At 42.5% G+C, this 19077-nt stretch carries 17 protein-coding genes and 1 pseudogene; 7 read left to right on the top strand and 11 right to left on the bottom strand.

What is annotated here, in order from left to right; genetic code table 11:
- Window positions 1-66 precede the first annotated feature (66 nt).
- The gene (gene rpsT / locus AC1DV1_RS24000) at window positions 67-321 is read right to left on the bottom strand and encodes a 30S ribosomal protein S20 (protein ID WP_477364654.1); all 255 of its coding nucleotides are present in this window, start codon (window positions 319-321) and stop codon (window positions 67-69) included.
- Between the two features lie 390 nt (window positions 322-711).
- On the opposite strand from rpsT, the gene AC1DV1_RS23995 reads away from it, so the two are divergent.
- From AC1DV1_RS23995 to AC1DV1_RS23975, 5 genes are all read left to right on the top strand, one after another.
- Window positions 712-1476, top strand: a complete 765-nt coding sequence (locus AC1DV1_RS23995; protein WP_477364651.1) for a class I SAM-dependent methyltransferase — start codon at window positions 712-714, stop codon at window positions 1474-1476.
- 37 nt (window positions 1477-1513) lie between these two features.
- The gene (locus AC1DV1_RS23990; RefSeq protein WP_477364648.1) at window positions 1514-3190 is read left to right on the top strand and encodes a MutS-related protein; all 1677 of its coding nucleotides are present in this window, start codon (window positions 1514-1516) and stop codon (window positions 3188-3190) included.
- Window positions 3187-4065 carry a zinc dependent phospholipase C family protein gene (locus AC1DV1_RS23985; RefSeq protein WP_477364644.1) on the top strand — a complete coding sequence of 293 codons (879 nt, stop codon included), beginning with the start codon at window positions 3187-3189 and terminating at the stop codon, window positions 4063-4065. The genes AC1DV1_RS23990 and AC1DV1_RS23985 overlap by 4 nt, the downstream gene beginning before the upstream one ends.
- Window positions 4066-4149: 84 nt before the next feature.
- Complete coding sequence (locus AC1DV1_RS23980; protein WP_477364641.1) at window positions 4150-4842, top strand: TapB family protein; 693 nt, start codon at window positions 4150-4152, stop codon at window positions 4840-4842.
- A 349-nt stretch (window positions 4843-5191) separates the two neighbouring features.
- Window positions 5192-5938, top strand: a complete 747-nt coding sequence (locus AC1DV1_RS23975) for a TMEM175 family protein (RefSeq protein ID WP_477364637.1) — start codon at window positions 5192-5194, stop codon at window positions 5936-5938.
- A gap of 128 nt (window positions 5939-6066) precedes the next feature.
- On the opposite strand, the gene AC1DV1_RS23970 is transcribed toward AC1DV1_RS23975, so the two are convergent.
- Complete coding sequence (locus AC1DV1_RS23970) at window positions 6067-6720, bottom strand: DedA family protein (RefSeq protein ID WP_477364634.1); 654 nt, start codon at window positions 6718-6720, stop codon at window positions 6067-6069.
- A gap of 373 nt (window positions 6721-7093) precedes the next feature.
- On the opposite strand from AC1DV1_RS23970, the gene AC1DV1_RS23965 reads away from it, so the two are divergent.
- Window positions 7094-8260, top strand: a complete 1167-nt coding sequence (locus AC1DV1_RS23965) for a TlpA family protein disulfide reductase (RefSeq protein ID WP_477364631.1) — start codon at window positions 7094-7096, stop codon at window positions 8258-8260.
- Window positions 8261-8318: 58 nt separating this feature from the next.
- Here AC1DV1_RS23965 and AC1DV1_RS23960 read toward each other — a convergent pair whose 3' ends face one another.
- From AC1DV1_RS23960 to AC1DV1_RS23925, 8 genes and pseudogenes are all read right to left on the bottom strand, one after another.
- Window positions 8319-9062, bottom strand: coding sequence for a DUF4397 domain-containing protein (locus tag AC1DV1_RS23960; protein ID WP_477364628.1), 744 nt, complete (start codon window positions 9060-9062; stop codon window positions 8319-8321).
- A gap of 4 nt (window positions 9063-9066) precedes the next feature.
- Complete coding sequence (locus tag AC1DV1_RS23955; protein ID WP_477364625.1) at window positions 9067-9777, bottom strand: DUF4397 domain-containing protein; 711 nt, start codon at window positions 9775-9777, stop codon at window positions 9067-9069.
- A 301-nt stretch (window positions 9778-10078) separates the two neighbouring features.
- Window positions 10079-11203 carry a DNA polymerase III subunit beta gene (gene dnaN / locus AC1DV1_RS23950; protein ID WP_147056306.1) on the bottom strand — a complete coding sequence of 375 codons (1125 nt, stop codon included), beginning with the start codon at window positions 11201-11203 and terminating at the stop codon, window positions 10079-10081.
- A 33-nt stretch (window positions 11204-11236) separates the two neighbouring features.
- Window positions 11237-13594 (bottom strand): gliding motility-associated ABC transporter substrate-binding protein GldG, encoded by a 2358-nt coding sequence (gldG, locus tag AC1DV1_RS23945; RefSeq protein ID WP_477364621.1) that lies wholly within the window; start codon window positions 13592-13594, stop codon window positions 11237-11239.
- Window positions 13595-13647: 53 nt separating this feature from the next.
- The gene (locus AC1DV1_RS23940; RefSeq protein ID WP_477364834.1) at window positions 13648-14589 is read right to left on the bottom strand and encodes an IS4 family transposase; all 942 of its coding nucleotides are present in this window, start codon (window positions 14587-14589) and stop codon (window positions 13648-13650) included.
- Window positions 14590-14736: pseudogene (locus AC1DV1_RS23935) on the bottom strand (DUF4372 domain-containing protein); the annotation flags it as partial. It lies immediately after the preceding gene.
- Window positions 14737-14847: 111 nt separating this feature from the next.
- A complete protein-coding gene (locus AC1DV1_RS23930; RefSeq protein WP_477364618.1) occupies window positions 14848-16188 on the bottom strand; it encodes a carboxypeptidase-like regulatory domain-containing protein in 1341 nt (446 codons plus the stop codon).
- Window positions 16178-16750 (bottom strand): RNA polymerase sigma factor, encoded by a 573-nt coding sequence (locus tag AC1DV1_RS23925; RefSeq protein ID WP_477364615.1) that lies wholly within the window; start codon window positions 16748-16750, stop codon window positions 16178-16180. Before AC1DV1_RS23925 ends, AC1DV1_RS23930 begins: the two co-directional genes overlap by 11 nt.
- Before the next feature lie 80 nt (window positions 16751-16830).
- Between AC1DV1_RS23925 and AC1DV1_RS23920 the strand changes: the two genes are divergently transcribed.
- Window positions 16831-18783, top strand: a complete 1953-nt coding sequence (locus AC1DV1_RS23920) for a vWA domain-containing protein (protein WP_477364612.1) — start codon at window positions 16831-16833, stop codon at window positions 18781-18783.
- 177 nt (window positions 18784-18960) lie between these two features.
- Here AC1DV1_RS23920 and AC1DV1_RS23915 read toward each other — a convergent pair.
- Window positions 18961-19077: transposase (locus AC1DV1_RS23915; RefSeq protein ID WP_477364831.1), on the bottom strand; the 117-nt coding region annotated here is incomplete at its 5' end.

Raw genomic sequence — 19077 nt, 5'->3', positions numbered from 1 at the left:
GGATGGAACAAAAAAAGGATCATACCAATGATACAATCCCTTTTTAATATACTGGAAAGCTGATATTTAGCTTAAGCCGTTTACAAATTTAGTAAGCTTCGATTTATTGTTTGAAGCTTTGTTTTTGTGAATAACATTCTTTTTAGCCAAACGATCAAGCATAGAAATCACTTTACCTAACAATGCAGCAGCATCAGCTTTAGTTGTAGTGGTTCTTAATTTTTTAATAGCGTTCCTGGTTGTTTTAGCCTGGTACCTGTTGCGCAGACGCTTCGCAGCGTTTGACCTGATTCTTTTTAAAGATGATTTATGATTTGCCATCGTATAGCTTGTTATTCTTTTTTCTACTTATTTTAAGGACTGCAAATATAGGGTGATATTTTGATTATTGCAAATAGTTTTTTCAAATTAGTTTATTGGTTGATTGGGTTAGATTGAGTTGATTAAGTTACTGTTATAAGGCAAATTAGTTTATTGGTTGATTGGGTTAGATTAGGTTGATTATGTTGGGGTTATACGCAAATTAGTTAATTGGTTGATTGGGTTAAATTGAGTTGATTAAGTTACTGTTATAAGGTTATAAAAAACTAAAACAATCTACTTCAGTTGTCCTTATTATTAGTATTCAACTGTTTTAAAAACCCAATCCAACTTAATCAACTCAATCTAACCCAATCAACTTAATCTATCTCAATCCAACTCAATCACCCCATGACCGAAAACAACAGCACAACCAGGTTTAGCAATCGGGTAAACGATTATGTAAAGTACCGGCCCCACTATCCTAAAACCATAGTGGAGTTTCTGGAGGACGATTACGAACTATCCACCGACAAACTCATCGCAGACATTGGCGCGGGTACCGGCATATCCACCGCCCTGTTCCTTGATGCCGGATACAAAGTTATCGCCATTGAGCCTAACCAGGAGATGCGTGCTAAATCGGTTGAGCTCCTGGGTAATTATCCCGGTTTCAAAGCCATGAACGGCACAGCCGAAAATTCCGGCCTGGAAACCGGCAGCATCGATTTCATTATAGCCGGCCAGGCCTTCCATTGGTTCGACCGGGAGAAAGCAAGGGCCGAGTTTAAAAGGGTACTGACGCCGGTTGGTGTTGTGGCATTGATATGGAACGAACGAAAAACAAGTTCGGATTTTGAACTGGAGTACGACCAGCTCATCATTAAGCATGGCAATGATTATGTAAAGGTTGATCACCGGAATATCAATGACGAACAGATAGGAGCCTTCTTCGCTCCCCAACCTTTCCTGCTCAAGGTATTTCAAAACAAACAGGTTTTTGATTTTGAAGGACTGGCCGGGCGGCTACTGTCATCATCATACATGCCCACCCGCGACGAGGCCGGTTACGAGCCAATGATAAACGACCTGAAACTCCTTTTCGACAGATATCAGCAGGATGGTTTTACCACTATTAATTACGATACGAAGGTTTATGTGGGGAAGTTACAGTAGTAATTGTTTTAGTTAAGCTTTAATACTACTTTTAAAAATGCATTACTGGGTACCGGTGTTATTAATTTTACTTGTATTGTTTTTTGTATCAGGCTATTTTAAAAGCCGAAACCTGAAAAAGAAAAAACTGGCCGAAATAAGGGAACAATGGGGCAAACCTAAATACACTGGCCGCAACTTTAAGCTTATTTCGGCATATTTAAATACCAATAAAGGCGGCAGTGATATTGCCGATAGCACCGCTTCCGACCTGGATATTGATGATGTATTCTCTTATATCGACCACACCAGCTCCAAACCGGGGCAACAGTATTTATATAAGATATTACATTCGCCTCAAATTGGTAAAAGCTATTTTAAATCGCTTGAGCAAAGTATTGAACTGGTTAACAGCAACCAAAACCTAAGAGAACTTACCCAACTTAAACTATCTGAACTGGGGAGTAATGATGCCTACTACCTGCCGCAGTTATTTTGCAAACCACATGCGCCGATATTTTCGGCGGCCGCAAAGCTTTATATCGTTGTTAGTCCGCTGATGACCGTATTTCTGACAACCAAATTAACAATAAGGCCCGACCAGTTTTCCTTACTCCTGCTGCTGGCGATGCTTATTGCCAACCTAGTGATTCATTACAGTAACAAAAGCAAAATGCTAAGCTTCACGCACTCGCTGCCACAGTTGCTGACACTCAACCGCGTAAGTAAATGGATGTTAAATCACCGCTTGTTTGTAAAAGATGATCGCATCGATAATAGTTTAAGCAACGTTGATAAGCTTAAAAGATCACTAAGCTTTATCAACCTGCAAAATAAAACAGCTGTTGACCCTACCGATATTTCCTACCTCATTACCGAATGGTTTAAGATGTTCCTGGTTATTGAACCATTGGTATTCATCATATCGTTAAACCGGGTTAACAAATACCTGCATGATATTAAAATACTGTATGAGGCCGTGGCCCAGGTTGATACAGCCATCTCCATACAATCGGTAAGGGATGGAGCAAGGTACTACTGCAAACCCGTTTTCCAGGCAACAGGCAGCAATATCACCATAAAAAACCTGTACCACCCTTTGATCGAAAACTGTGTGGCCAACTCCATAAGCATTGATAATAAACAGGGGATTTTGGTAACCGGTTCCAACATGTCGGGCAAAACTACTTTCATCAGGGCTATCGCTTTAAACGTGCTGCTATCCCAAACCATTAATACCTGTTTCGCCAACGCTTACAGTGCGCCGCCATTAAAGATATTTACCAGCATTAATATGAGCGATGACCTGGGCGATCAAAAAAGCTATTTCCAGGCCGAGGCGCTGGCAGTAAAAAAAATTGTGATGGAGGCCGAAGCCGCCAAACCGGTAAACAGCCTGGTAATCATCGACGAGATTTTCAGGGGAACAAACACCATCGAACGGATAGCCGCGGCAAAGGCAGTACTCTCCCATTTTATCGAAAACAAAAGCTTTGTATTCGTATCGACACATGACCTGGAACTGGCCGAACTGTTGGGTGCCGAGTATAAAGTATTTTCGTTTGAAGAGCTTAGCGGCAATGACCGCCTTGTATTTGATTACAAGCTGAAGGAGGGTTTGCTGAAAACCCGCAATGGAATAGCTGTTTTACAGGGAATTGGTTTCCCCGACAGTATTATTAACGAAGCCAACAAAGTAAGTATCGGCCTAAGAGAAAAATACGACCTGTTATGAAGCGCGTCATCGTTTTAAACCTATCGGGTATCGGGTTAATATTGCTCTGCTCCTCCTGGGGCTTCTTTGCGCATTACCGCATCAACAAACTGGCCGTTTATACGCTGCCGAAGGGCATGGCAGGCTTTTACAAGGCCAATATCGATTACATTGAACAACACGCCGTAAGCGCCGACAAACGGCGTTATGTGGACTCGACCGAAGCACCGCGCCATTTTTTTGATGCCGACCACTACGGCAAAAAACCATGGGCCGCTATGCCGCAAAAATGGAAGGATGCCGCCGCAAAATACACCGCCGATACATTAGATAAATACGGCACCGTTCCATGGACCATCCAATATCAATATTATAAACTGGTAAGGGCGTTTAAAGCCCATGATACACTGGCTATCCTGAATACATCGGCCAACCTTGGGCACTATATTGCCGATGCTCATGTGCCTTTGCACCTTACCATTAACTACAATGGGCAGTTTAGCAACCAAACCGGCATCCATGCGCTATGGGAAAGCCGCATACCCGAGCTTTTTGCCGATAAGTACAATTTAAAGGTAGGCAAGGCCCGCTACATAGAAAACCCGTTGGCCGAAGCCTTCCGGATTTGCAGGGCATCATTTAAAAGCGTGGATACGGTTTTACGTTTCGAAAGGATACTAAGCAAAAACTTCCCTGCCGATAAAAAGTACAGCATGGTGCTGCATGGCAAAAAAGAGGTTAAAGATTATTCGGAAGCCTATAGCCTTGCCTATCAAAAAATATTAAAAGGCATGGTAGAACGAAAAATGCGGGCATCCATACTTTCGGTGGGCAGTTTCTGGTATTCGGCCTGGGTAGATGCAGGGCAGCCTAACTTAAGCCCCGCAGCCCCCTGAAGGGGGAGTTTTTGATTATTCGACCGACGACCAATACAATATGATAGGTGTTTTGTAGTTTTAAGCTTCAGTAAAATCAATTCAATGAAAAAGTTAATTCCTGCTATAATTTTTATTACATCTTTCGTTTGCCATGTATCGGCACAAAACTGTAGCCCTTTCATCAGCAATGTAAATGGCAAAAAATTTACATACGTTAACCAGGGTGGCGATAGCAAGCCGATGGGATCGATGGTGTGCAATACCAACAGGAAAGACGCGGCTACCGTAAATGCCAGGATAGAGCTGTTTGACAAAACAGGCAAATCAATGGGCAGCGGAAATTCCGAAATTATATGTACCGGGCAAACTATAAAAATTGATATGAAAACATTTATCCCGGCGGCCTCATTAAGGCAATTGGGTAACATGGAAATGACCGGCGATACCAAATACCTGACCTACCCCATCAACCTGAAAAGCGGGCAAAAGCTTGACGATGGAGCCCTTAATATTAATATTGGCAACAACGGCACGCAAATGGGCCAGGTACAATTAAATATCAATAACCGCAAGGTTGAAAAGCAGGAGAAGGTAACCACCAAAGCCGGCAGCTTTGATTGCTTTAAAATAACCAACGATATTATTTTCAGGATTAGCATGATGGGGGCATCAATCCCGTTTCAAATAAAAGTCATTGAATGGTTTGCGCCAAAGCTGGGCCGTTTTGCCAAATCAGAAACTTATGGCAAGGATGGTAAACTGGTGGCTACAACCATGCTTGATGCTATTAACTAAGCTATTATAGTACCCCCGCGGCTGTTTTATTTAATTCATTAAATATTACCATTACTTCAGCAATAAGCAGATGGCTTTACAGTATTATCAAATTGAGCATAAATTTGCTCGAAAATATGGTATAAAACCAAAGTCGGGGTTTAGGAGATGGTTAAAAAAACAACGAAACCGAAAAATAAGAAAAACAGACAAAACAGGTATTCCCAATATTAAATACGGTGGCTGGGATTACTAACGATTGCCGATAGGTATTTTATCCCAATTCCTTCATTATCAACGATACGTGCTCCCGGTAATTTGCTTATGTGAAAAAAATACGTGAAATTGTTAGCACAAAAACAAAGCTAATATGAGGAAAAAAGCAGCTAACCTTCACAAAAAGGCAAACAGCATTGAGTGGCGCAGTCATGAACCATCGCGTATTGAAACCTTTAGCGATGCTGTTTTCGCATTCGCCTTAACACTCATCATTGTATCTATCGAAGTGCCTAAATCATTTGATGAGTTGATGGAGACCATGAAGGGCACCATTAGTTTTGGCGTTTGCTTCGCCCTGCTTTTCCAGATCTGGAACAACCAGAACATCTACTTCCGCAGGTATGCACTCAATGATTTTTATACCATCATGGTAAATGCTGTACTGCTTTTTGTAGTGCTGATATACACCTATCCGTTAAAATTCCTTTCCATGCTTTTATTCTCGTTTTCGGATGGGATGTATACCAAAAACGGGCACGAATTCCCGATGATGCGCACCGGCCAGACACAGCCACTCATGCTGATCTACGGCGCGGGTTTTTTCGTAATATACCTGCTGTTTTATTTAATGTATAGGCACGCGGCTAAAAACGCCGCCCAAATTGGCCTAAATGAGCGCGAGCTTTTTGATACCAAAACCATTACCGGTATCAATTTTATATGCATGTGTATATGCGTGGTAGTTATGCTAATTGGGGTCATTTTCCCGGTACTGGCGGGTGTTTCGGGCTTTTTATATTGCTCTATTCCGCTTGCTTACACCGTTTGGTTTGCACGCCGGGGCAAAAAAAGCAGGATGTTATTTGGCGAWGGTGTTGCCACAAGCCCTGCTACCTGATACCAGGAACTAAACTATCACAGCATCCCGGCTTAAGTTAAACATGGAAAGCGTAAGGTATAACCGGCCTAATGGCTAACTAATACCATTATATGTTTAATTTTTAGCACTACAAGCCAGGGCCTTTATTACCCGGCTGTATTCTTCGCTGTTTTAGCCTTTATAGCCGCATAAACAGGCGGCACTACCGATACCAGTATAATTACCATTACCACAATGGTAAAGTTTTCTTTGATCACCGGGATATTACCAAAAAAGAAGCCTATCATTAAAAAGCTAAGCACCCAGGCAGCCCCGCCCACAATATTGTATAGGCTGTAACGCAAAAACGGCATATGGCCAACGCCTGCTACAAACGGCGCCACTGTGCGGATGATGGGCAAGAAGCGACTGAAGATTACCGCTTTACCGCCATGCTTATCAAAAAACGCTTTGGTTTTAAGGTAATAATCCAGCTTCAGAATCTTATTTTGTTCTTTAAACACTTTGGGGCCAAGGTAACTGCCCAGCAGGTAGTTTACCGTATTACCTGCAAATGCCGCAATTACCAATATAATGGCCAGCAGGTAAATATCAAGGCCCGATTGGCCGCCGGCTATAAGGGCTCCTGCCGCAAACAGCAGCGAATCGCCGGGCAAAAATGGGGTAACAACAAAACCGGTTTCAGCAAAAATAATGGCAAACAGGATCAGGTATGTCCAACCCTGGTAGGCGCTGGTTATTTGTACCAGGTGCTTATCTATATGCAATATAAAATCGATGATGCTTTTTATAACTTCCACTTTTTTTTAAATTTTGCCCAAAAATAGGAATATAAACAGAAAAGCCGGATGTAATCGCTTTTAAACTTTTGCGGATAAAGCAAATGATTGTTGTCAGGTAACAGGATAAAATTTATTTTGTGCGAATACTCAATGGCGCACAGAAAGGCAAGTGGATGAATGGCCACCTAGCACTTTTGCGAAAAGAATAGCTTAAACCAATTACAATTTACCATGGTATTTTTTCAACGCCGCTATTCAACAACGGAAAAACGAAGCAAGTTTGATACTTGATAAGCTACGTCAGCAGGAGTGTTAAAAAAAGTTAAGGTTTTTTTATAAAAAGAGATTTTAGATTACCTTGTGTTACACTATCCTTATTTAAAAAGTTTAAATGACTTACCTTATCAAAAAACTCATTAAACTATCTGTTTGCATGGCATTGGTTTTGCATGGAGTAGCTGCAAACGCACAGGTTTCATTGCTTCAAAACACCATTGATAAACTGGGAACTTATAAAAATTTTAGCTATAACTATGTTTATAAGCAGAAGGAAGTTTTTAGTGATACCCTAACATTAAACGACAAATATGTTTTATTAAAGGTTCCTGAAGAAAAAGATTTTGGTTATTTTTTTAAACATGCATACGGGGATATGAAACCCCAGGCAACAGATGTATACAATGGAACTAACCTAATATCGTTAAATCCTGGGGACAGTACTTATAATTCAAACAAAATACAAGCCATGGCTTTTGAAAGGACGTTGCCTGGTGAGTTAAATTGGATGAAAACGTTTTCAAAGAAAAATCCTTCTAAAATTGTACAATCAGCAGATACCACTTTTAACGCTATAAATAGTTATCATTTAATTTTTAATACCAAAGATACCATCATTAACAACAACCATTTGTATGCAAGGATACATCTGTTCATCAACAAGGTAACAGGTTTGCCTGTTGGTAGATTTTCAAGGTCAAGGACTGCTGATTTTGGAAAAGAGGTCACCAATTATTATACCGAAGAAAGTTACTTCAATTATACGATTGACCAGGATAATATCAATGCAGCTTCCTTTGCCATACCCGAAGGGTTCCATCAAACTAAAGAGCCACAGGAGCAACCTTCTTTACTGACAACAGGTACAATGGCACCTGATTGGACCTTATATGATACCGGAGGTAAGAAAACGTCATTATCACAAATGAAAGGTAAAATTGTATTGATGGATTTTTTCTTTGTTGGCTGTGTTCCTTGTATGAACACATTGGCACCGTTGGATAGAATTCATGAAAAATATAAGGATAAAAACCTGGTAATACTAAGTATTAGTACCCGGGACAACAAAGAATTGGTTATGGCATTTAAGAAAGCTCAACTCATAAAAAATCAAATGTATCCTGATGGCGGCGATGTGGCCAAATTATATCATATAACAGGCGCCCCTACCTTTTATTTCATTGACAAAGAAGGTAAAATTGCAAGCGTAACTATGGGATATGACGATGATTTTGAAAAGAGGGCAACATCGGTAATTAATGCCTTGTTAAATAAACCCTGATAGATGATTCCTATAATTTTAGAATGCCGAAGTTTTTTTATTCGGCGTTGATGTCTCTCTACTGCGTTATTTTTTCCAACAAATTATTGGTTAATACTGCGGCACCAAAGGCAACAGAATCTGTTCGGCCTACAATGCCCTGGGTATAAATGGTGTAGGCGCGTCCGTCTAATATGCTAACGTTGCTGAGTTTGTATTCTGTTTTTGTTGGGGTGCTGTGCACGTTTATGGTAAAGGTGTAATTACCGGTTGGCACTTTAACATACGGGGTTAGGGTATTAAACGCAACACCGGCTTTAGCCGTAAGCAAGGTATCGTTTGCCCTTAAATCCAGGCTGGCCGATGAAGGTGAGCCATGAAGAAACCTTACCAGGCCACGGCCTATTGGAGGCACCGTTGCGGTATCTAACGACAGGATGGAGTTTTTTATGGTACCATCGGTAAGGTAGCCGGTTAAAAAAATGGTGTATTTTACATTACTCCTTAAAACAGTATCTATTTCAAACGGGATATTCAAAGCAGCAGCGGTAGCCTGCCGAAACTGCAATGGCGGCGTAACGGTAGACAGCGTAAAATAACCCGAACCAGTTGGATAGGTGTAAGTGGTTGTGCTTTGCTTAACCGAGTTTTGGTACAAATTTAAAGGCTGCACATCTGAACTTAAGTTAACAACCTGCAACTTCGTGTTAGTTCCTGTTATATTAGTTGATTTGCCGCACGATGCTGCAAAGCACAGTAGCAACACCAATGGCATGCCGGTAAGCAACCATATGAACAGGCTGTTTTTATTTTTATTATTCATTTTATTATTCGCTGCCACTATTAAATAAACCTACAAGAATGCCACCATTTCCGGCCGGCAAAGCCGTACCATACCCATAAAAAGTATAAATTTTACCCGCGGTTAAAGTTACGGTGTCAATTTTAGGCAAAGTGGGATAAGCTGCCCGATATATACCAATGTAATGCACTCCCTGTTTAATCCGGGTAAAATCTGTCGCCGCCTTATAAGCGACATCTGGCCTCCAAGGGGTATCTATCTTTGGCCCTCTTAATACAAAACTCATATTGCCTGCACTGGCCGAGGCATTTACAAATCTTACCCTAGCATATGTGGCCTTAATTGCACTGGCGGTATCAAGTACCAGGGTATCAAGGGTACTAAATACATCGTCACTATTTTGGCTCGCAATGTATATGGTGTGATCTGTTGCCGAATCGGCCTGGAAAGGCTTATTGTAAAATGGCGTGGAAGCGCCGTCAACCTTAAATGAGTAATTTTTAGTACCGGCAGGCACAGTAACATAGCCCAATGTACCACCCGGATAAAAGGTTGATGTATTGTTAAAACGCGTACCGTTTATATAAAAATTAACATTGGCGTTTGATACATTTACTACATCAACAAGAGCGGTTACCGTTGATGCACTGGCAGGCGCATCGTTACTCTTTTTACAGGATGCCCAGCAGGCACCGGCTGCTGCAATAAAAAATAAAACCTTTATCCTGGTATTCATATGAGGTTAAAAGTGGTGAGTAGTGAGTAGTGAATTACCAGGGGAGGGCAAGGTTTCGTACAGGCGCATGCTTGCATCTCCCGCGTTCAGGCTTACATCATGAGTCAGCAATTCTGATTGGATACACAATAGTGCGTCTCTAAAAAAAGATATTTTAAGGATCATTTTAAACAGTTCAACTCTCATAATATAAACTCAACACTAATAACTGCTTCCCGAAACATTTGTTATCTGCATCGAACAAAAAAGTCCGGTTTTTAAAGCCGGACTCTTGTTTTGGATTTATAATTTAAGTTTACACTTAAGCATAGCTATTGAGCATCACCGGCATAACCAGCATCAGCACATCTTCATTTTCATCCCCACCCTGTGGCAGCAATAAGCCGGCACGGTTTGGAGTTGACATCTCCAAAGATACTTCTTCGCAACTTAAATTCTTCAACATTTCTATTAAAAATCTTGCGTTAAAACCAATTTCCATGTCGTCGCCCTCGTACTGGCAGCTTAAGCGCTCGTGGGCCTCATTTGCAAAGTCAATATCCTCTGATGATATGTTCAACTCACTGCCGTTTATTTTAAGCCTAACCTGGTGGGTTGTTTTGTTGGCGTAAATAGCCACACGGTTTAACGAGCCCAGGAAGGTAAGCCTGTCGATAGTTAATTTATTGGGATTGTTTTGTGGGATAACCGCTTCGTAATCAGGGTAACGCTCATCTATCAACCTACAAACAAGGTTAATATGGTTAAATTTAAAAAACGCGCTGGTTGAGTTATACTCTACAGATACGTTTACATCGTCATTAGGCAAAGCCGATTTAAGCAGGGTTAAAGCTTTTTTAGGCAATATAAACGCGGTAGTGCTTGCTGCTTTCGCATCTTTACGGCGGTAACGTACCAGCTTGTGGGCATCGGTAGCTACAAAAGTAAGGTGTTGTGTGCTTAACTGGCAGTAAACACCCGTCATAGCGGGGCGCAGTTCGTCATTACTTACGGCGAAGATTGTTTTGTTAATAGCCTCGGCCAAAACGGATGCAGGAAGGTTTACTGACGATGCATTTTCAACAACGGGAATCTTCGGGAAATCTTCACCATTTTCGCCGCTTAGTTTGTATTTACCATCACCTGCGTTTATCTCGATAGCAAAGGTTTGATCATCAACCGAAAATGCCACCGGTTGCTCTGGTAACGATTTAAGGGTCTCTAACAAAATACGCGATGGTATGGCTATGCGGCCGTTTTCCTTAGCTTCAACAGTTAAGGAAGTGGTCATGCTGGTTTGCAGGTCGGTTGCAGAAATGGTTAAGTTTCCTTCCTTTATCTCGAACAAAAAGTTTTCCAGTATAGGCAAAACAGTGCTGTTGCTTAGGGCACCGCTTACTGCCTGCAGTTGTTTGAGTAAAGTTGTGGTAGAAACAATAAATCTCATATGGGTCTAATTAATCTATCAAAAATATAAAATTTAATGGGCATACTTTCGCTTGCGGATATAATGTTGAAAAATAGCACATATTAACACTAAAGCAAGCGGGCCAACGGTATTTACCAGTTGCCAGTACAATTTTTCGTTACGGATGCGGGCGCGGTTAAGCAGCCGGATCTTGATCTCTTTGGTACGCAGGGCAATAAGGCCCGAGTCGTCGGTCATGTAATCGGCAATGTTAAGCAGCAGGTTTTTATTGCCGTACATTTGTTTTGTATAATGGTCAAATCCTAGGGGATAGGCATCGCCATCGCCGCTTATCTGGTTCTTCAGAATGTCGCCATCGCTGATAACCACCATTTTGGTGGGCACACTTTCGGGCATAATGGTTACAGCCTCGCCCATACTATCAGGCAGCGGGCGGTTACGCCAGTCGGATACAAACTTACCTTCCAGCAATACGGCAACCGTTTTGGGCGTTCCCTGGAAATCTTTGGGGTTTGGCTCCTGCTCCAACGCCTGTAAGGATAGAATATGCGGTGCGCTTATCTTTTTATTGTAAGGCGACGATGCCAGCAGGATAGTCTTTTTAACGTTTTTAGTATTTAACAGATCGATTGTGCTGGCAAATTCGCTGTGTATGGCGTCCAGGTTTTTTACTATCGGGTGTTTGGAATACGGCATAAACAGCGGGTAATATAACCATGGCAGCATCTGAATTTGTGCCTGGCCGCCAACCTCGCCGGTACTTACCGGGATGGGCGAACAGCTCATATCGGCAATCAAATCATAATTGATACGCACCCCGTACCGAAACAGCTGATCATCAAGGTTAAGCTGTTTGGGGAACGACATTTGTTCGCCGCCGTGGCCGCGCAGGCTATCCAGTTCGGCGCTTACCTGGTCAATAGTCCACAGCACTTTGCCGCCGCGCATAATGTACTGGTCCAACTTAAACTTTTCCAGTTCGGTAAACTTCTGGTCGGGTTTTGGAATAACCAATAGTTTAATGTTTTGTAACGCCTTAAACGGAATGGTAGCCAGGTTTAACCTGCCCACTTCGAAACCATCCGACAGCGATTTCATGGCATCGTTTAACTGCACATCGGTAAGCTCATGATGGCCTTCGGTAAAACCAATCTGCGGTTTGCCGCCGCTTACCGCTTTTTTTATGGCCGATGTAAAGGCATATTCCAGGTTTTGAACCGAGATATTGATCTGCTCCTCATCCGATGAGCCAATGCGCGTTTGCACCAGGTTTACCACCACTTCTTTGTCGCCCGACTTTACAACAGCTTCGGGGAATATTAATTTTTGCGATACGCCGTCGTCGGTTTTAAAGCTGATATTTTGACCTGTTACGCCCTTGGATTCAAAATCCTCATAAGCCTCTTTTTGCCTATCATCGGGCAGCTTTTTTATGGTTGATAACAGGTCGACAAATTCAAACTGGATGTTGCCATGGCTATAAGCCTTTAAATCGGTTATCATATCGCGGGCGGCGCCTTGCAGGCGTTTCATGCCGGCAGGCAAGCCACTGCCTTGCAGGTAAACCGTAATTTTTACCGGTTTGGGTAAGTCGTTTATAATTTTCCGGCTGATGGGCGATATGGTAAAGCGTTTTTCGGTAGTAAAATCAAAACGGGTAAAGGCGAATTGGGCAATAATACCAACCAATATAAAAGCCGACAACAAGCCAACCATAACCGCCGTATTTAGCTGCTTTTGCCGCTGCTTTATCAGTATAAATAAGGTAAGCCATATAAAAGCACTCGCTGCCAATAAAAAGTAAATCAAATCGCGCGTATCCAGCACACCACGGCTTACCGACTGGTAATGCTGGGTAATGCCCAGGCTTTGCAGGCCCAGATCCTGCAGGGAAAGCATCTGGCTCAAGGAATCAAACCCGCTGTAAAAAAAGAAACACAGGAAAACCGCAATAGTAAAGGCAATGATCTGGTTTTTGGTGATGGACGATGCAAACAGACCAATAGCTGCGAATGCTGCCCCTAATAAAAATAACCCGATGTACGAACCGATAACGGCGCCAGTATCAATGTTGCCTTGTGGTGTACCCAATATACTTACCGAGTAATAATAAATCAGCGTAGGCAACAGCGCAAAAAGTACAATGAGCAGGCAGGCAAAATATTTGCCGAGCACAATTTCCCAGTCTTTCAACGGGCGGGTAAACAATAGTTCGAAGGTACCTTCTTTACGTTCTTCGGCCAGGGAGCGCATGGTGATGGCTGGTATCAGGAACATGAACAGGTAGGGTGCAGTGCTAAAAAGGCTGTCGAGGCCGGCGTAACCGTAATCCAGGATGCTGGAATCGGGAAATACCCAAAGGAACTCACTGTTGTCCGATAAACATAAAAAAGGAGAAAAAAAGGTCATTTGTGTTTAATTGAGGGATATTTAACGGCGACAATTAAAACAAAGCCCCCTTTTTAGGTTTTAAAAAGTGTTAGTTGGTAGCTTTTTACTTCGCTGTTATATCCTATAATTGCTTTTTCAGGATTTACGAGGAAGTTGATCAGATCGATATAAGTTCCAAGATGTTGCCTGATAAGACCGGCTACGTTAGCAAATGACCATTTATTCTCCTTTAGCTTATCGGCCTTGTCTTTTACTATTTTGACCAACAGATCTGCTATTAACGTGCACCAAAGCTGTATTTTAATTGCATTTTGATTGTCTCCCAGGAAGTTGCTGAGCTGAAAGTTTTGTTTGATGCGTTTGAACAGGATCTCGATCTGCCACCTTCTTTTATATATCCCCGCTATTGTTAAGGYATTAAGTTCTGTATTATTAGTAAGAAACTCAAATTCCTTACCTGTTTCTTTATCATAATAAGTAACCAGGCGGGCTGGTTGCAGGGGCACTTTATGGGCCTTTTCCGGGGTACCCAATAAAATGATCTTATCGCTGCGAACACCGTTAGCCGCCATCTTTTCACTTACCGGCTTCTCTTCCACACATTTCCATCTCGCCCGTTTATTTAAGCGTGTTACCCAGCTAATGYCCTTTTCTGTCCATTCAGCCATAGGTAAATAGCTGTTATAGCCTTTATYCATAACCAGGATYGAACCTTTAGGTAATTCCAGTTTGGGCATTACCGTTTTATCGTTAGTCGAGGCACTGGTAATGTTAACAAAACAAGGGACATTATCCTTAGCCCTGATCAAAACATGGGCTTTAACCCCTCCTTTCTTTTTTCCATTGCCATTCGCATTTCCGCAAGCTTTAAAAATCTCGGAAAACAAGGTTATTGTTGTTGAATCGACTATAAATAGCTTATCAGATAGTTTGCTGGCAGGCAGGCTGTCCGGTAAAACTCCAAAATGATGCCTGAACAGTTCATGGTACAGATCTTCAAAAAAATAAAGCATAGTTACCAGATGGTCATATGTCTTAAACTTCTTACAATAATGATTGGAATTGTGCGCAAGGGTTAACTGTTCGACTTTAGCGCCCGGGATATAAGAAAGTAGCTGATTGAAGATCGGCTGTCCGGTAAAAAATGTACTTTTGGGCATAAGTTCAAACTTTGGGTGTGGTAATTCAAAGTTAAACTTTACAGGGGCTATTTGCCCCTGTTTTTTTCTTTAATATGTTTACCGGACAACAGTGATTCTTAACTCTTGATTCTATTTCGTAGCGAATTTAACCTTAACAGTAACCTGCTCTGGTTTGCCGTTGCTGTTGCCTACCCAGGTAGGGCCGGCTTTTATCAGGTCGATAGCCTTTTGGTCGGCAAGGGCTGAGAGGCTTTTTTTGATCTTGAAATCGGTTAAAGAACCATCGGTATTCACGGTGAATAGCACCGATACTGTTCCGGTGGCATCGCCTTCGGGCACGATAGCGTTTGCCTGCAGGTATTTTTTTAAGCCTGCCATTTCACCCTGCGGATGTGCTGCAACTGTTTTTGATACTTTATCGTTGCCTGCAACTGTAACTTCGGAAAGCGCATCATTATCCGGGTTAAGTACTACTTTAAGGCTATCGCCGCGTTTTACACTCACCTGTCTTGGCTGGTAGCCTATGGATGCAATATCAAGCGTCTCTTTATTTTGGGTAACCGGCATGCTAAAGTAACCATTTACGTCGGTCACAGTACTTTTGTTGGTGCCCGAAATGCGTATGGCGGCCCCAACAACCGGCATGTTATCGCCTTTGCCTATAATAACACCATTTATACTGCTATAGCCAAACTGGGTTTTGGCATCTTTAGAGGTAACTACCTGCAAACCACCAATATTCCCCATTAGTTTAGATTCAATGGGCTTGGATGCCTTTTCACGGGCTTTTTTGGCAAGTAGCGCGAGGCTATCCGCTTTTGCCTTGTTGTCGTTATAATTCATCACCACCATTTCGCTTATGGAGCTGCTCTCCTGCTTAGGCTCTGCTGCCGGTTCGGCAACCTGGGGGACTTTCTTTAACACATCCCCGGCAGGGGCGGCAGTTTTATTATCGTCGGCGGAGATCTCCTGTTGGTAAACCGATTTGCCGGCAGTGTATTTCCGGGGAGTAAACGACTTGTCGGCACTGGTTAAAACGGGTTGTTTTGCCGCATTATTTGCCATTAAGGTTTCCTGTGTGGTATGGGGCGGCGGCGTTGTCACAGTATCTTTATTAACAACCTTTGTTTTATCTTTTTGTAACTCGGCCAGTTGCCTGGTTTGTTCCGGCGAGGTCCTTTTTATCCACAAGCCGCCAATGGTAAGCACAATAAGAACCGATGCCGCTATTGACCATACCTGCCACGATATTACGCGGCCTTTCTTTTGTTCGGTACGTTGTTGTAGCCTTGCGGTAAGGTCGGCAAGATTGGCTTGCTGGTCTTTAGGGGCTTGTTCAAAACCCTCCAGCGCATCCATTAAAAAAGGGTCATCAAGGGCGTCATGTTCCAGCCGGTGCATAGCTTTGGCATCAAGTTCCCCGTTAAGGTACTTTCTTACTTGCAATATGTCGGCCTTTTTAGTGTTCACTGCTCTTCTCCAGGCAAATTTTAAGATTGCGTTTGCCGTTTTGTATATAACTTTTTACCTCGTTCAGACTAAAACCTGTTGCTTCGGCAATTTCTTTATAGCACTTTTCTTGTAAATAAAACAAATCGATGCTTTGTTTTTGGGCACCGGCCAGTTTGTCAATACAGTGCTCCAAAGCTTTATAGGCTTCTTCGCGGTTATTATCATCATGATGCAGTAATGGCGTAAATTCCATAACGTCATCTAAATTAATTACATCCAGCTTTTTACCGGCCCTTAACTGCATTAAGCAATAATTGCGCCCCAGTACATAAAGCCAGTTCCTGAATATGCTGATGTCGTGCTTTTTAACTTTTTCTACCAGTTCTTCAAAAATGCCCATTACGGCATCTTTAGCGCCATCTTCATCTTTCAGGTATTTTAAGCATACGCCATAAACCAAGCCCATATAGCGTTCATATAGTTGTCCTAAAACCGCAACATCGCCGGTTTTACGGTAAATGTTAAGCAGTTCGTCATCCGTTGATGTGCCTGTTTTGCCTGGTTTAATAAAATTGGTCATTAAAAAGGTGCAAAATAAATTTTTTTAACGGTTTATGGAAATTATCCGCGGCCTGCATCCTTATTAAAAAACAACCAGGGATGAAAAAGTTAGTTTTAATTATTTTATTGTTTGCCGGTTTAACTGGGTTTAAGCCTAATAACAGCCACCGCATTAGCGGAACCGTATATGATAGCAAAGATAGTTTAGCAATACCGGGGGTATCGGTTTTGCTTAAGGGCTCCGGTTTTGGAACACAAACCGACGCCAAAGGCAACTATTCTATTATTGTACCGGATGACAACGCCGTACTTACCTTCAGCTTTATTGGTTATACCACACAGGATGTAAAAGCAGGTAAAGGCAAAGTGTTGAAAATTTACCTTCATGCAAGTTCAAACCAACTAAGTGAGGTTGTGGTAACAGGTTATGGAGTACAAAAACGGAGGGAAATTACAGGAAGTGTGACTACTATATCTGCAAAATCATACAATGCAAAAGGCTTAAGTGGCAAAGCATCGGGCCTGGTAGTAGTGGAAAAGGTATCTGCCATTTACGGTTATTCGGGCGATGCTGATGTTTTGAAAAGTTACCAGCCTGCCGTAGTTACCGACGAAAGCTACAAAGGCATCGAAGAAAATGGTTTTAAAGCGGTATCGGCCGAGCCGCTCTCCACATTTTCTGTTGATGTGGATGCAGCTTCGTACAGCAACGTTAGGCGATTTATCAATAGCGGCCAGTTACCACCGGCAGATGCTGTTAGGATTGAAGAAATGATAAACTATTTTAGCTACAACCTGCCGGGGCCAACCGATGGCGGCCCGGTTGCCATCCATACCGAATTATCTGCAGCCCCATGGAATAGCAAACACCGCCTGCTGCGCATAGGCCTTAAAGCAAGGACAATAGCTAACGAAAAACTGCCTGCATCAAACCTGGTATTTTTAATAGATGTATCGGGATCAATGAACGAGCCTAATAAATTGCCGCTGGTACAATCGTCATTAAAAATGCTGGTTAATCAACTGCGGGCTCAAGATAAGGTTACCCTGGCTGTTTACGCCGGCGCGGCGGGCGTTGTGCTGCCTGCAACCGGCGGCGATAAAAAAGAAACCATTAATAGCGCCATTGATAATCTAAGTGCAGGCGGTTCAACGGCTGGCGGACAAGGCATTAAGCTGGCTTACCAGATTGCTAAACAAAACTTCATGAAAAATGGCAATAACCGGGTGATTTTAGCTACCGATGGCGACTTTAACGTAGGCGCATCAAGCGATGACGACATGCAGAAGCTGATTGAGCACGAAAGGGAAAGCGGGATATCGCTATCGGTGTTAGGTTTTGGCATGGGTAATTACAAAGATAGCAAGATGGAAACCCTGGCCGATAAAGGCAACGGGAACTACGCCTATATTGATAACATTACCGAAGCCCGCAAGACCCTGGTAAGCGAATTTGGCGGTACCCTATTTACTATTGCCAAAGATGTAAAACTACAGGTGGAGTTTAACCCGGCCAAAGTGCAGGCATACCGCCTGGTTGGTTACGAAAACCGGGTACTGGCCAAAGAGGATTTTAATGATGATAAAAAAGATGCCGGCGATATGGGCTCGGGCCATACGGTTACCGCTTTTTATGAGATAGTGCCAGCAGGGTTAAAGGATGATTATTCGGCCAGCGTGGATCCATTAAAGTATCAGAAACCCAAACCTGTTGCCTATTCAAATGCATCTGATGAAATGATGACCATCAAATTCAGGTATAAGGAGCCAACATCGTTAAAAAGCAAATTGAGCCAGGTTACGGTTAAAGACGAGCCAATCAACCTGAAATCAACATCAACCGATTTCAGGTTTGCCGCCGCTGTTGCCGAAATTGGCATGCTGCTGCGCGATTCGAAGTTTAAACAAAATTCCGGGTATGACCAGGCTATTAAAATGGCCCGCGCCGCCAAGGGCGAGGACACCGAAGGCTACCGCGCCGAATTTATTAAACTGGCCGAAAGCGCCAAACTGTTAAGCAAAACAGAGCTTGCCGCAAATGGCGACGAGTAATGCCAATAAACAATTGAAAAATCAATACCTATACCATATCAATCAAAGAGGCCGTATCATAAATCAAATGATGCGGTCTTTTTATTTTACGGCGGATAAATCGATTTCAAGTAGTTTTTTGATGTTGATTTCGAACTAACGAATATTATTGATTAAGAACGAGTGAAAAGAAGGCCTTTAGGCAGCTTTTTTTCTTAGGTTTTGTGCGATTGAAAGTAAGCCCCATTCTATCGCTACTTTTTCTTTCCCACGGAGCATGAAGCGTCGGAACCCKTGGTTCTGTTTGATAATTTC

Source organism: Mucilaginibacter sp. P4_D1 (assembly GCF_056401935.1).
Note: the sequence above shows the minus strand (reverse complement) of the source record. Positions and strands in the feature narration are given on the sequence as shown.

Bases quoted from the DNA above. Each gene is read 5' to 3' on its own strand.
- AC1DV1_RS23990 (WP_477364648.1), top strand. From the start codon at position 1,514: ATGCATTACTGGGTACCGGTGTTATTAATTTTACTTGTATTGTTTTTT.
- AC1DV1_RS23995 (WP_477364651.1), top strand. From the start codon at position 712: ATGACCGAAAACAACAGCACAACCAGGTTTAGCAATCGGGTAAACGAT.
- AC1DV1_RS23960 (WP_477364628.1), bottom strand. From the start codon at position 9,062: ATGAATAATAAAAATAAAAACAGCCTGTTCATATGGTTGCTTACCGGC.
- AC1DV1_RS23985 (WP_477364644.1), top strand. From the start codon at position 3,187: ATGAAGCGCGTCATCGTTTTAAACCTATCGGGTATCGGGTTAATATTG.
- AC1DV1_RS23920 (WP_477364612.1), top strand. From the start codon at position 16,831: ATGAAAAAGTTAGTTTTAATTATTTTATTGTTTGCCGGTTTAACTGGG.
- AC1DV1_RS23965 (WP_477364631.1), top strand. From the start codon at position 7,094: ATGACTTACCTTATCAAAAAACTCATTAAACTATCTGTTTGCATGGCA.
- AC1DV1_RS23955 (WP_477364625.1), bottom strand. From the start codon at position 9,777: ATGAATACCAGGATAAAGGTTTTATTTTTTATTGCAGCAGCCGGTGCC.
- rpsT (WP_477364654.1), bottom strand. From the start codon at position 321: ATGGCAAATCATAAATCATCTTTAAAAAGAATCAGGTCAAACGCTGCG.
- AC1DV1_RS23980 (WP_477364641.1), top strand. From the start codon at position 4,150: ATGAAAAAGTTAATTCCTGCTATAATTTTTATTACATCTTTCGTTTGC.
- dnaN (WP_147056306.1), bottom strand. From the start codon at position 11,203: ATGAGATTTATTGTTTCTACCACAACTTTACTCAAACAACTGCAGGCA.
- gldG (WP_477364621.1), bottom strand. From the start codon at position 13,594: ATGACCTTTTTTTCTCCTTTTTTATGTTTATCGGACAACAGTGAGTTC.
- AC1DV1_RS23925 (WP_477364615.1), bottom strand. From the start codon at position 16,750: ATGACCAATTTTATTAAACCAGGCAAAACAGGCACATCAACGGATGAC.